This window comes from Streptomyces sp. NPDC001714, assembly GCF_042892755.1.
GTDB lineage: Bacteria > Actinomycetota > Actinomycetes > Streptomycetales > Streptomycetaceae > Streptomyces.
Genome location: NZ_JBIAUL010000002.1, coordinates 874107 through 886528, shown reverse-complemented (window position 1 = coordinate 886528; position 12422 = coordinate 874107). Strand labels below are relative to the sequence as shown.

At 72.4% G+C, this 12422-nt stretch carries 10 protein-coding genes; 1 reads left to right on the top strand and 9 read right to left on the bottom strand.

Features of this window, described 5'->3' with window-relative positions; genetic code table 11:
• Positions 1-93: 93 nt before the first annotated feature.
• The 9 genes from ACFY0P_RS08495 to ACFY0P_RS08455 form a co-directional block, all read right to left on the bottom strand.
• A complete protein-coding gene (locus tag ACFY0P_RS08495) occupies positions 94-1635 on the bottom strand; it encodes an AAA family ATPase (protein WP_388908867.1) in 1542 nt (513 codons plus the stop codon).
• 100 nt (positions 1636-1735) lie between these two features.
• Positions 1736-2605: a universal stress protein gene (locus ACFY0P_RS08490; RefSeq protein ID WP_388908694.1), complete on the bottom strand. Its 870-nt coding sequence runs from the start codon at positions 2603-2605 to the stop codon at positions 1736-1738.
• An 870-nt stretch (positions 2606-3475) separates the two neighbouring features.
• Positions 3476-4894, bottom strand: a complete 1419-nt coding sequence (locus ACFY0P_RS08485; protein WP_388908865.1) for an NAD(P)(+) transhydrogenase (Re/Si-specific) subunit beta — start codon at positions 4892-4894, stop codon at positions 3476-3478.
• Between the two features lie 5 nt (positions 4895-4899).
• Complete coding sequence (locus ACFY0P_RS08480; protein ID WP_388908692.1) at positions 4900-5220, bottom strand: NAD(P) transhydrogenase subunit alpha; 321 nt, start codon at positions 5218-5220, stop codon at positions 4900-4902.
• A complete protein-coding gene (locus ACFY0P_RS08475; RefSeq protein ID WP_388908690.1) occupies positions 5217-6332 on the bottom strand; it encodes an NAD(P) transhydrogenase subunit alpha in 1116 nt (371 codons plus the stop codon). Before ACFY0P_RS08475 ends, ACFY0P_RS08480 begins: the two co-directional genes overlap by 4 nt.
• Before the next feature lie 51 nt (positions 6333-6383).
• Positions 6384-7397 carry a zinc-dependent alcohol dehydrogenase gene (locus ACFY0P_RS08470; protein WP_388908688.1) on the bottom strand — a complete coding sequence of 338 codons (1014 nt, stop codon included), beginning with the start codon at positions 7395-7397 and terminating at the stop codon, positions 6384-6386.
• Between the two features lie 10 nt (positions 7398-7407).
• Positions 7408-7785, bottom strand: coding sequence for a DUF779 domain-containing protein (locus ACFY0P_RS08465; protein WP_388908686.1), 378 nt, complete (start codon positions 7783-7785; stop codon positions 7408-7410).
• Positions 7786-7800: 15 nt separating this feature from the next.
• Positions 7801-9321 carry an aldehyde dehydrogenase family protein gene (locus ACFY0P_RS08460; RefSeq protein WP_388908684.1) on the bottom strand — a complete coding sequence of 507 codons (1521 nt, stop codon included), beginning with the start codon at positions 9319-9321 and terminating at the stop codon, positions 7801-7803.
• A 66-nt stretch (positions 9322-9387) separates the two neighbouring features.
• On the bottom strand, positions 9388-10692 hold the full coding sequence (locus ACFY0P_RS08455; RefSeq protein WP_388908682.1) for a transcriptional regulator: 1305 nt from the start codon (positions 10690-10692) through the stop codon (positions 9388-9390).
• A 576-nt stretch (positions 10693-11268) separates the two neighbouring features.
• On the opposite strand from ACFY0P_RS08455, the gene ACFY0P_RS08450 reads away from it, so the two are divergent.
• Complete coding sequence (locus ACFY0P_RS08450) at positions 11269-12165, top strand: pyridoxamine 5'-phosphate oxidase family protein (protein WP_388908680.1); 897 nt, start codon at positions 11269-11271, stop codon at positions 12163-12165.
• The last annotated feature ends 257 nt before the right edge of the window (positions 12166-12422 follow it).

The window sequence follows — 12422 nt, the reverse complement described above, 5'->3', positions numbered from 1 at the left end:
GGATGCTCCGTCATGCGCGGGACGGGGCGGCGGTCCGTGACCTTGCCGACCGGGGTGCCCGGCCGTGGTGGGCGAGCAGCGCTTGTACGGTGGTCACTCCCTCGCTCCTCCACGGTCTCCCGCGTCGTACTCCCGGGCAGCACGGCCGCCCGTGCACTGCCGGCCCGCTTCCGAGCGGTCTCGGCGGAAGACCGGGGCCTGGCCGACCTCCCACGGGCGTACGGCAGTCAGCGCCCGTTCGACCGCGGATTCCAGCGCACCGCTGGTGTCGACCGGTACGGCTTCCGGCCACGGCGCTTCCCCGGCGGCCATGGCGCGGGCGATGTCAGGTCCGGCGTCGGACACACCGGGCGAGCGCGTGCTCAGGCGGGCCGCCGACACATCGTCCGGAACGCGGCAGTGCAGGGCCACCAGGTCGGCGGCGGCGCGCTCGGCCGTCCGCACGGCCGCTTCCCGCTGCCCGGCGTCGGACCAGGTGGCGTCCAGCACCACGGACTCGCCCAGGGACAACAGGACGGCTGCGCGGTCGAGCAGGGCGGCATAGGTTCTGGCCGTCCACTCGGACGTGTACAGCCCCTCGCCGTAGCCGGCTGCCGCGGACTGCCCGGCCGGGATGCCGGCGAGCTCCTTGCGGATGCGGTCGCTGCTGAGCAGGGTGACGCCCAGCCGGTCGGCCAGCGCCCCGGAGAGGGTGGACTTCCCGCTGCCCGGGAGTCCGCCGACGAGGACGAGGCAGACGGCGGAGGCGCGCAGATGGCGCAATTCCATGGCGGCGAGCCGCCGCGAGTCCGCTTCGGCGCCGGGCGCGCCCTGACGGGCCTGGATCATCGAGACCTTCGCGCGGACGAAAGCGCGGTACGCGACGTAGTGGTGCCACAGGGAAGGGGGCGCGGGGTCGCCGGAGTACTCGCAGTACCGGGCGAGGAAGTACGCCGCGGCCTGCGGGGCGCCGAGCCGTTCGAGGTCCATGGCGAGGCACGCGGCGTCGTCCAGGCCGTCGAGACGACGGAGGCGGTCGTCGAACTCGAGGCAGTCCAGGACGCGGGGTCCGTCGTCGAGGCAGAAGATGTCCTCGGCGAGCAGGTCTCCGTGGCCGTCGACCACCCGCCCCTGCGCGATACGGGCGTCGAACAGCCGCCTTCGACCGGCGAGATAGCGGCGCACCAGCTGCTCGGCCTCGGTGCCGCATTCCGGCCCGGAAACGTCGGCGGCCAGGGCGCGGACCTCCGCGAAGCTTGCCTCCCACCGTGCCGACAGCGAGTCCCGCCTACCCTCTTCGTCCACGTCGGGGCCGCGGGGCGCGACCGCGTGCCACGCGGCCAGGTGCCGGGCGACGGTCCGCAGGACGTCGTCCACGGCAGCCCCCTCCCGAACGAGGCGGGAGAGGCGGCGGTCCTCCGGCATGCGGCGCATCACCACGAGCGGTTCGGGCGCCTCCGCATCGGGGCTGCGGAACTCGCCCAGACCCACGTAGACATCGGGAGCGAACCTGCGGTTGAGGTCGACTTCGCGCTCGCACGCGGCCCGGCGCGCCGCGAGGGTGGTGTAGTCCAGGAATCCGAGATCGACCGGTTTCTTGACCTTGTAGGCCCGGTCGCCGAGGAAGAACAGCGTCGCGCTGTGGGTCTCGCACACCCCGGCGCGCGGCGGCCCGCCGTCGTGCTGGGGTGTGGAGCGGAGCGCTGACTCGTCCGGCTGCGGCAGCGGCCGCGCCGGTGTCCCGCGGAGACCGGGCTCAGTCATGAGGAACGACGGCTACGGGGCAGCGCCCGTGATGGATGGCGGCCTGTGCCACGGGGCCCAGGTGGGGCGCCAGACCATGACGGCGTTCCCGCCGGCCGACGACCAGCAGCGCGGCGCCTTCGCCCGCTTGCACGACGGCCTTGGCCGGGCTTTCGAGGCCGATGCCGTCGGCCACCTCCACCCGCGGGTACTTCTCGCGCCAGGGACGGAGCGCCTTGCTCAGCTGCTCCTGCACGTCCCGCGTCATCTCTTCTGCGATGTCGTGGTCCACGCCCCAGGGCAGACGGGCATGGAGCGGAACGCTTCGGCCATGGATGGCCAGAAGAGGAGCGCCCCTGGCCGCAGCGGTGTGAAAGGCGAAATCGAGCAGTTCGTCGCAGGATCCGTGCAGTTTCAGGGCCACGACCACGCGGCCCCGGACGGCTGAGGGCGGTCCCTCCTCCGCTCTCTCGGCACGGACCAGCACCACCGGCCGGTCGGCCCGCGCCACGACGGGCATGCTGACGTCGCCCAGGAAGTAGCTCTCCACAGGCTCCAGACCTCGCGAACCGAGCACCGTCATCTCGGACTCCGACGCCGCTCTCAGGAGGGCGTTCTGAGCATCGTCGGCCACCAGACTCCCCACGACGGACAGCCCTGGGTGGAGGGCTTGGAGCTCGGCCTGCGCGGTGTGGACGAGACGCTTCGCCCAGTAGTTCTGGTCGACCTCTGCGGGAACACGGGCCGGTTCGGGGGCCAGCATCGGCCACGCGTGCAGAAGGCGCAGAGTGAGCCTGCGGTTCTCAGCCTCGTCGGCGGCCCAGCGGGCAGCGGCGAGGCTCTCGGGCGAGCCGTCGAGGCCCACGGTGACGACTGGTTGCATAGTGGCGGCCTCCGTCTCGTATGAAGCTGGAAACGACGGTGAACAGGTCCGTTCGAGCGGATGGTCCGGGTGTCGCCTGCATACCGAACGCGGTTCTCCCATTCGAGGATCCCCCCGATCCCCTTCCCGTCGCACGCGGAGGAGGGGCCTCAGGGGCGTGGAATCCCGCACGAAAGGGGCAGGCGACGCGAATGGACGAAGGCGCCGGTGGCGCTCGTCACCGATACCACCGCCACCACCTTCCCCACGAGACCGCCCACTGCCCGACGGCGGACACGGGCCGTCCGCAGCGCAGCACTGACTCGGTACGGGATCACCACCGACCGGGACATCGTGGTGGAGTGCCTGGCAGGGGAAGGATCCCCGGACCATGTCCGCCGGCCGGCTTGAGCAGGGCAAGCCAACACAGGATCCGGCGAGTGCCGGTTGTCGAGAACCACCGGGGGCGGACGTCGCCCGCCACCTGTCGGAGGACCCCTGGCATGCCGCGGGCGCCGCTCGGCCAACTCCCGGGACGGCGGTTGCCGGGTGTACACGTCCTGTCCGGCCGCCGTGACCTCCCACCTGTTGGCCGCGATCACGGACACCGTGACCAACCAGGTGGCACGGATCCGCTCCTCGCCGTCCTCGTGGTACCGGTCGCTCCGGCCCAGCGGGTTCCCGCGGTCCGCAACCGCAGCCGCCTCGTGGCGTACGACCAGCGGGTACCCGCCCACCGCCTGGCCGGCTGCCGGGAGCAGGCGCCCTTGACGCACCCGGTCGGATCGGTCGTGATCCGGATGTGCGAGGCGCCGATGCCGTCGGAGGTTCCGCCGCGACGCGACGGATGGGCCCCGCCGTCACCGGCGCAGGCCCATCCGTGGCGCGGGGTCAGCCGACGAACTCCCCGACCGCCGCTTTCAGTTCGGTCAGGCCCCGCTTCGCGTCGGTGAAGAACATCCCGGTCCTGGGATCGGTGTAGAGCTCGTTGTCGATGCCCGCGTAGCCGTGGCCCATCGAGCGCTTGATGACGACGACGCTCTTCGCCTTGTCCACGTCGAGGATGGGCATCCCGGAGATCGCGTTGCCGGGCCTGCGGGCGGCGGGGTTGGTGACGTCGTTGGCCCCGATGACGAGGGCCACGTCCGCCTGCGCGAACTCGGGGTTGACTTCGTCCATCTCCTTCAGCTGGGTGTAGGGCACGTCGGCCTCGGCCAGCAGCACGTTCATGTGCCCGGGCATGCGGCCGGCCACCGGGTGGACGGCGTAGCTGACGTCGACGCCGTGATCGGTCAGCAGCTTGGCGAGGTCGCCGAGTTCGTGCTGGGCCTGGGCGGCGGCGAGGCCGTACCCGGGGACGAGGACGACCTTCCTCGCGTACGCCAGCTGGATCGCCACGTCGTCCGCGGAGACCGGGCGGACCTGGGCCGGGACACCGTCCGCGCCGGTCGCCGCCGGTGCGCCGGCACCCGTACCGAAGCCGCCGACGACGATGTTGAGGACGGACCTGTTCATGGCGTCGGCCATCAGCTTGGTGAGGATGCCGCCCGAGGAGCTGACCAGCATGCCCGCGATGATCAGGGCGGTCTCGTCCAGGACGAAGCCGGCCATCGCGACCGCGGATCCGGTGAACGCGTTCAGCAGGGCGATGACCACCGGCATGTCGGCGCCGCCGATGGGCAGCACCATGGTGACGCCGAAGAGCAGGGCCACGACGGTCAGCCCGTACAGAGCGGTACGGGAGTCGGGGGCCAGCACCAGCCAGACCGTGCCTGCGACGAAGGACGCCGGCAGCACTGTGTTGAGCAGCCGCGCTCCCGGGAACACCACCGGCGCCCCGGACACGACGCCCTGGAGCTTGCCCGCCGCGACGAGCGACCCGGAGAAGGTGACCGCGCCGATGACGATGTCCAGCGCGCCGGGAAGGGACACCCGGGCACCGAGCGCGGCCGCGTCGTCGGCCTGAAGCAGGTCGTTGACCGCGATGAGCGCGGCCGCGCCGCCGCCGACGGCGTTGAAGACGCTGACCAGTTGGGGCATGGCGGTCATCTTGACCTCGCGTGCGGCGTACAGGCCGAGCGCGGCGCCGACGAGGACGCCGGAGACGAGGACGAGCCACCCGGTCGTGGTGATGGTGCCCTCGTGGATGACCAGCCAGACGGTGGCGGCGATGGCCACGGCCATCGCACCGGCGGAGAGGGCGTTGCCGCGGCGGGCGGTGCGGGGGTGGTTCATCAGGTGCAGGCCGAGGACGAAACAGGCGGCCGTGCCGAGGAAGACGTAGTGGACGGCGTTGGAGACGGTGTCCATGGCGGTCACACCCCGGCCTTCTCGTCTTTCGGTGTCTCGGGCGGCCTGGCCCGGAACATCTCCAGCATGCGATCGGTGACGGCGTAGCCGCCGACGACGTTCATCCCGCCGAACACCATGGCCACGAACGCGAGGGCGTAGCCGAGCCAGGTGTGCGACTCGGCGGCGGTCAGCATGGCGCCGATGACGACGATGCCGTGCACCGAGTTCGAACCGGACATCAGGGGCGTGTGCAGGGTGGCGGGCACCTTGCTGATCACCTCGATGCCGACGAGGACGCTCAGCACGAAGACGGTGATCGCGGTGAGGATGTCGAGGTCGTTCATGAGGGTTCACCTCCGAGGAGGGCGCTGGTGATCTCGTCGTCGGGATCGAGGACGAGCGCGTCGTCGCGTACGAGGTGGCGCAGCAGGGCGACGAGGTTGCGGGCGTAGGCGGTGGACGCGGCGGTGGCCATGGCGGACGGCAGATGTCCGGCGCCGATCACGGTCACGCCGTTCGGCAGGACGTCGGTCTTGTCGGGTTCGGAGTCCTCGACGTTGCCGCCGAGTTCGCTCGCGGCGAGGTCGACGACGACCGAGCCGGGGTGCATGCGTTCCAGGACGGCGGAGGTGACCAGGAGCGGGGGCTTGCGGCCGGGCACCTGGGCGGTGGTGAGGACGATGTCGGAGCGGGCGATGTGCCCGTCGAGAGCGGTGCGCTGCTCCTGCTGTTCCTCGGCCGTCAGCTCCCGTGCGTAGCCTCCCCGCCGGGTGCCCGGTTCCTCCTCGGGACGGCTCTGGATGTCGAGGAACCGGGCGCCCAGTGACTCCACCTCCCCTCGTGACTCGGGGCGTACGTCGTACGCCGTGACGACGGCGCCGAGGCGACGGGCCGTGGCGACGGCCTGCAGTCCCGCCACTCCGGCGCCGAGGACCAGGACCTGCGCCGGGCGCATGGTGCCCGCCGCGGTGGTCAGCATCGGCAGGAAGCGGTCGTAGGAGTCGGCGGCCAGCAGGGCGGCCTTGTAGCCGGCGACGTTGGCCTGTGAGGTGAGCGCGTCCATGGACTGGGCGCGGCTGAGGGTGCGGGGCAGCAGGTCGAGGCTCACCGTGCGTACTCCGCGCCGGCGCAGGTTGTCGACGAGGTCGGGGTGACGCAGCGGTTCGAGCAGGCCGATCAGGGTCTGCCCAGGGCGCAGGGCCTCGGCGGTGTCCTGGTCGGGCGGTGCCACGCAGAGGACGGCGTCGGCCCGGGCGTACAGCTCGTCCGGGGGTACGACGGTGGCGCCCGCGTCGGTGTAGTCGGCGTCGGTGAACCAGGCGCCGGAGCCCGCCCCGGTCTCGACCAGGACGTCGACGCCGGCCCGGCGCAGGAGGGTGACGGCCTCGGGGACGAGCGCGACGCGGCGTTCGCCGGGTGCCCGCTCGCGTACGGCGCCCACGGTGACGGTGGCCATGATCTGCTGCCTTTCCCCGCGGCCCGGCGCATCCGCCGGGCCGCGGAACTCTCAGAACCGGAAGACGAGCCGGGCCTCGGCCCGTCCGCCGAGGACCTCGTCGAACGCGTCGTTGACCTGGTCCAGGCGCCGGGGTTCGGCGATCACCTGGGTGCGACCGGCAGCGTGCAGCGCGAACACCTCGGCCAGGTCCTGGCGGGTGCCGACGATGGAGCCGAGGACGGAGATGCCGCCGAGGACGGTCTCGAAGATCGGTACGGTGACCGCCGCGTTGTCGGCCGGCAGGGCGACCATCACCAGGCGGCCGCCGCGGTTGAGAGACCGGTAGGCCTGCTCGAAGGCCTTGGGGGCGGCGGCGAGCACGACGGCCACGTCCGCTCCGCCGGCCTTCTTGATCTCCTCGACAGGGTCGTGGGTGCGGGCGTTGACGATCTGGTCGGCGCCGAGCCGGTGGGCCAGGCCCAGCTTGTCGGGCTCCAGGTCGACCGCGGTGACCAGTCCGCCGACCAGACGCGCGTACTGCACGGCGAGGTGGCCGAGGCCGCCGACGCCGAAGACGGCGACCCGTTCGGCGGGCACGACCCGGGCGACCTTGACGGCCTTGTAGGTGGTGACGCCGGCGCAGGTCAGCGGGGCCGCGTCGAAGGACGTCACGCCGTCGGGGACCGGGACGATCGCGCCTGCGTTCGCGACGGTGTACTCCGCGTAGCAACCGTCCACGGAGTATCCGGAGTTGACCTGGGACTCGCACAGGGTCTCCCAGCCGGATACGCAGTGGCGGCAGGTGCCGCAGGACGAGCCGAGCCAGGGGACGGCGACCCGCCTGCCGAGGAGGTCCTCGGGGACGCCTGCACCGACGGTCTCCACGGGGCCGATGCCCTCGTGGCCGGGGACGAACGGCGGGTGGGGCTTGACGGGCCAGTCGCCGTGGGCGGCGTGGATGTCGGTGTGGCAGAGCCCGGAGGCCTCCATGCGCACGAGCACTTCGCCGGGACCGGGGGTGGGTACGGGCAGGTCCTGGAGTTCCAGGGGCTTGCCGAAGTCGGTGACGACCGCTGCCTTCATGATCTGCTCCTCAACTGGTCTGGCGTCCGGGCGCCTTGGTCCGGGTGACGAAGCGCAGTCCGTCCCCGGCCGCGAGGGAGAAGCCGCCCGGGGTGCCCGGTTCGACGTCCAGGACGAGGCGGGGGCGGCCGAGTGCCTCGTACTGGTCGGCGTTCATGTGGAAGGTGCAGCCGTGCACCACGCCGACGAGCATGTCGCCCTCCCCCAGCAGGAACTCACCGCTGGGGAAGCACATGGGGTCGCTGCCGTCGCAGCAGCCGGCGGACTGGACGAACATCACCGGTCCGCCCTGGGCGGCGAGCAGGGCGTCGATCGCCCTGCGGGCCGCCGGGGTGACGGTGACGCGTCCGGCGGTGCCGTTCTCGAGGTTCGCCGAACTGACGGACATGTCACCGCGCTCCTTCTAGAACAGCCCCATCGGCTTGGTGCCGTAGCTGACCAGAAGGTTCTTGGTCTGGCTGTAGTGGTCGAGCATCATCTTGTGCGTCTCCCGGCCGATGCCGGAGACCTTGTAGCCACCGAAGGCGGCACCCGCGGGGTACTGGTGGTAGCAGTTCGTCCAGACCCGGCCGGCCTTGATGGCGCGGCCCATCCGGTAGGCGAGCGCGCCGTCCCGGGTCCACACGCCGGCGCCGAGGCCGTACAGCGTGTCGTTGGCGATCTCCAGGGCTTCGGCCTCGTCCTTGAAGGTGGTGACGGCGAGGACGGGTCCGAAGATCTCCTCCTGGAAGACCCGCATCCTGTTGTGGCCCTTGAGCACGGTCGGCTCGTAGAAGTAGCCGTCCGCGAACTCCCCTCCGAGCGCGGTCCGGTGGCCGCCGACGAGGAGTTCGGCGCCCTCCTTCTCTCCGATCTCGACGTACGACGCGATCTTCTCGACCTGCTGCTTCGACACCTGGGGGCCGATCATGGTCGCGGTGTCGAGCGGGTTCCCCTGCCTGATGGCGCGGATCCGCTCCAGGCAGCGGCCCATGAACTCCTCGTAGACGTCCTCCTGGATCAGGGCCCGCGAGGGGCAGGTGCAGACCTCGCCCTTGTTGAAGGCGTACAGGACGAGTCCCTCGACGGCCTTGTCGAGGAAGTCGTCGTCCTTGGCGGCGACGTCGTTGAAGAAGATGTTCGGCGACTTGCCGCCCAGCTCCAGTGTGACGGGGATGATGTTCTGGGCCGCGTACTGCATGATCAGGCGGCCGGTGGTGGTCTCGCCGGTGAAGGCGACCTTGGCGATGCGCTTGTTGGTGGCGAGGGCCTTGCCGATCTCGGCGCCGGGTCCGTTGACGACGTTGAGCACGCCGGGCGGGACGATGTCGCCGACGACCTCCATGAGCTTGAGGATCGACCACGGGGTCGGCGAGGCGGGCTTGATGACGGTGGCGTTGCCGGCGGCGAGCGCCGGCGCGAGCTTCCACGCGGCCATCAGCAGCGGGAAGTTGAACGGGATGATCTGCCCGACCACGCCCAGCGGCTCGTGGAAGTGGTAGGCGATGGTCTCCTTGTCGATCTCGGTGATCTCGCTCTCCTCGGCGCGGATCGCGGCCGCGAAGTAGCGGAAGTGGTCGGCCGCGAGGGGGAGGTCGGCGGCCAGGGTCTCGCGGACCGGCTTGCCGTTGTCCCAGCTCTCGGCGACGGCGAGTTCCTCGCGGTGGGCGTCGATGGCGTCGGCCATCCTGGTGAGGACCGCGGCGCGCTGGGCGGTGGAGGCCTCGCCCCACTTGTCCTTGGCGGCGTGCGCGGCGTCCAGGGCGAGTTCGATGTCCTCGGCTGCCGACTTCGGGATGTCACAGATGGGCTTGGCGGTGGCGGGGCACAGGTTGGGCTTGTACTCGCCGGTGGTGGGGGCCTCCCACTTGCCGCCGATGAAGTTCTCGTAGCGGGGGGCGACGTCCACGACGCTGCCCGGCGTGCCCGGAGGCTGGTACTTCATGACCGTCCCCTTCTCTCTCCCTGTCGCGTCCCGTTTCGATCACGACGAGTGGTGATACTCAGGACGCTAGGAGCGGGAACGCTGCAACACCGCTGCATACGACCGGACCTGGGGGAACGCACGCACTCGGGGATCCAGCGCGCGGGCCCGCGCAGCCGCGGCGGCGCGCTGCGGGGAGCCACCGGGCAGCGTGTGGGCGAGCGCCGTCCAGGCAGCGGTGTCCTCCGCCCCCCACGTCGCGCCGACCCAGCGGCGCAGCAGGCCGGCGTCCCCGGCGGCGAGCACGGCTCCACGCAACTGCTGTTCCAGACACCGGCGTTGCTCTACGACGACGGGTGCGTCGGAGCGCGGCAGCAGCGGGCCGGGATAGCGGTCGAGCGCCTCGCGGACGCGGCCCGCGGCCAGCAGCCGGGACACGTCGTCGACGTCGGTGCGCACGGGGCGGAGCAGTGCGTACGGGCGGGACCCGAGCAGGTCCGGTCCCAGCACGGCCCGCAGCCGGGTCATCTCGGCGCGCAGCGTCGAGGCGGGGATCTCGCGCTCGGAGAGGTCCACGGCGATCTGTTCCCCGGTCATGCCCCGGCCCACGAGCGCGAGGGCCAGCACGATCTCGCTGTGCCGCGGGCTGAGTCGCAGCACATGGTCCCCGTACTCCAGCACGGCGCAGTCCCGGCCCAGTGCAGTGAGCCGGATCTCAGCCGGAGCGGCGGCCGGTCCCAGGAGGGGTACGGACGCGGGTGGGCGGGCGAGGTGCGCCTCGGCGGCCAGTGCGGCACCGCGTACGGCGGCCAGGGCCGGGGGTGTGGCGATGGTGGCGCCGCCGGACAGGTCGACCACGCCGACCACCCGTCCGGTGGCGGGATCGCGCACCGGGGCGGCGGCACAGGACCAGTCGTGCACGGCCGCGCTGTAGTGCTCGCCGGTGACGATCTGCACGGGGCGCCCCAACTCCAGTGCGGTTCCAGGGGCGTTGGTGCCTGCCGTGCGCTCCGCCCAACTGGCTCCCGCGATGAACCGCATCCGCTCGGCACGTCCCATGGCCTCCGGGTCCCCCTCGACCCAGAGCAGGGTGCCGTCGGCGTCACCGACCGCGAACACATGCCCGTCGTCGGCCGCGTCGGCACCCAGCAGATCGCGGAAGAGGGGCAGTACGGCGGCGAGCGGATGAGTCAGACGGCAGGCGTTCAACTCGGCGGAGCCCCGGCGCAGTGGGGGCGGGTCGCCGCCGTCGGGTCGTATGCCGCTCGCCGCACAGCGCCGCCAGGAGTCGGCCACGAGGCCGCGCACTTCCGGCTCCCGGCCGGCCGAGGTCACGAACCGCTCGTGGGCGGCGCGCAGCACGGAGACGGCGCCGGCACCGGAAGCGTCCATCGCTCCACCCCCTGCACGTTCCTGCTCGACGGGTCGGCTCCAAGGCTGCTCCCTGCCGGGAGCCGGCCACAGAGGCCGAACGGCACCTGTAAAAGGGCTATCGCCCCCTGGGCGCGGACCCACGCGTCACACGGTTCCGCCCGGCCCTTCCTGCGGGCGCCACGCGCCGGAGCGGCGGCTGCCGACGGCAAGGGCCCGTCCCCGGCTCCGTATCGGCCACCTGACGAGGTGTCCGGGAGCATGCTCGGCTCCCCGGGCGGGGCGCTGCAGCCGGCCGACCGAGGGGGCGGTACCGCCGGACGGACACTCGCGTCGGTGGCCCGCTCGGCGCTCGTCAGCGGCGTGGGCCTCGGACCGGCCCGCCGGAGCCGCGGTCGTCACGGGCGGGGCCGTGCCGGGCTTCACCGTCCTGCGCCCTCGGACGACCGCCTCCAGAGCGCCGGCCGGCCCATGCAGCCCGGAAATCGTCCTCCGACCGGCACGTCGATGCCCGGTCCGCCCGCCTCGTGCGGCGGCCGGTTCCACGTGGCAGGTTGGAGGGAGCACGGAATGCGCGGAGAGAGAGGGGCAGCGATCATGCGAGCTCACCTCGGCGACCGACTCGTCGTGGAGAGTCCGGCGACCGGCGCCACCCGACGCGACGGTGAGATCGTCGGGCTCCACCACGAGGACGGCACACCGCCCTACGACGTGCGCTGGACGGACACGGACGAAGTGACGCTCGTGTTCCCCGGCCCGGACGCGCACGTCCGGCACCATGACTCCCCTCCGGTGGGTACGGCCGGGGTGGAGCCCCCGTCCGTGACCGGGCCGCCCGTCGGCGCGGCCGGTCCGGGGGACATCGGCCGTCGTGTGGCCGTCGAACGCCGGAGGCTCGGGCTGAGCCGGGAGGAAACGGCCCGCCGGGCCCGGATGTCCCCCGCCTACCTGGCGTACCTGGAGGAACAGCCGGGTGACCCGACGCCGTCGGCCCTCGCCAGGCTGGCCGACGCGCTGGGCACCACTTCCGCCGCGCTGCGCGGCGGAGGTCTGGATGTGCCGCCCGGTCAGGGCCGCGCGCTGCTGCACCCGCGGCTGCGGGAACTCGGCCCGCAGGAGTGCCGCGCGCTGCTGTCCACGCACGGCGTGGGACGCCTCGCCGTCACGGCGCCGGACGGCCGTCCGGCGGTGGTCCCGGTGAACTACGAAGTCGTGGACGACGCCATCGTCTTCCGGACGGCGCCGCGGTCCGTGGCCGCGACGGCCGCGGAGACGGAGGTCGCCTTCGAGGTCGACCACGTCGACGAGGCGCTGAGCCAGGGCTGGAGCGTGCTCGCCGTCGGGCCCGCGACCGTGGTGACCGAGCCCGAGGCGGTGCGCAGGCTCACCCGGCAGGCGCACACCACGCCGTGGGCGGGCGGTGAGCGGGAGATGTGGGTGTCGATCCGGCCGACCAGGCTCACCGGCCGGCGGATCACACCGGCCGATCAGTAGCGGCCGTCGCCCGCCGTTCGCTCTGCCTCCCCGCCGGTGAACCGGGACTCGACGCCCACCGTGAGCGCAGCGTCACCCGCCGAGCGCCGAGCACGGCTGACCGGAAGCGGGGGGCGCCTGGCACGGACGCCGCATGTCCGGCCCGCGTCGGCGCGCGGGGAAGAGGTGGCCGACCGCCTCCCGCCGCACCGCGATGTCCGCGTCGTCGCACAGGAAGATCTCCCGGTGCTCGGATGCCGTGTCGGACGTCTTCAGCC

Coding starts and splice junctions, on each gene's coding strand:
- ACFY0P_RS08455 (WP_388908682.1), bottom strand. CDS start 10,692: ATGGACGCTTCCGGTGCCGGCGCCGTCTCCGTGCTGCGCGCCGCCCAC.
- ACFY0P_RS08470 (WP_388908688.1), bottom strand. CDS start 7,397: ATGAAGGCAGCGGTCGTCACCGACTTCGGCAAGCCCCTGGAACTCCAG.
- ACFY0P_RS08475 (WP_388908690.1), bottom strand. CDS start 6,332: ATGGCCACCGTCACCGTGGGCGCCGTACGCGAGCGGGCACCCGGCGAA.
- ACFY0P_RS08465 (WP_388908686.1), bottom strand. CDS start 7,785: ATGTCCGTCAGTTCGGCGAACCTCGAGAACGGCACCGCCGGACGCGTC.
- ACFY0P_RS08480 (WP_388908692.1), bottom strand. CDS start 5,220: ATGAACGACCTCGACATCCTCACCGCGATCACCGTCTTCGTGCTGAGC.
- ACFY0P_RS08450 (WP_388908680.1), top strand. CDS start 11,269: ATGCGAGCTCACCTCGGCGACCGACTCGTCGTGGAGAGTCCGGCGACC.
- ACFY0P_RS08490 (WP_388908694.1), bottom strand. CDS start 2,605: ATGCAACCAGTCGTCACCGTGGGCCTCGACGGCTCGCCCGAGAGCCTC.
- ACFY0P_RS08460 (WP_388908684.1), bottom strand. CDS start 9,321: ATGAAGTACCAGCCTCCGGGCACGCCGGGCAGCGTCGTGGACGTCGCC.
- ACFY0P_RS08485 (WP_388908865.1), bottom strand. CDS start 4,894: ATGGACACCGTCTCCAACGCCGTCCACTACGTCTTCCTCGGCACGGCC.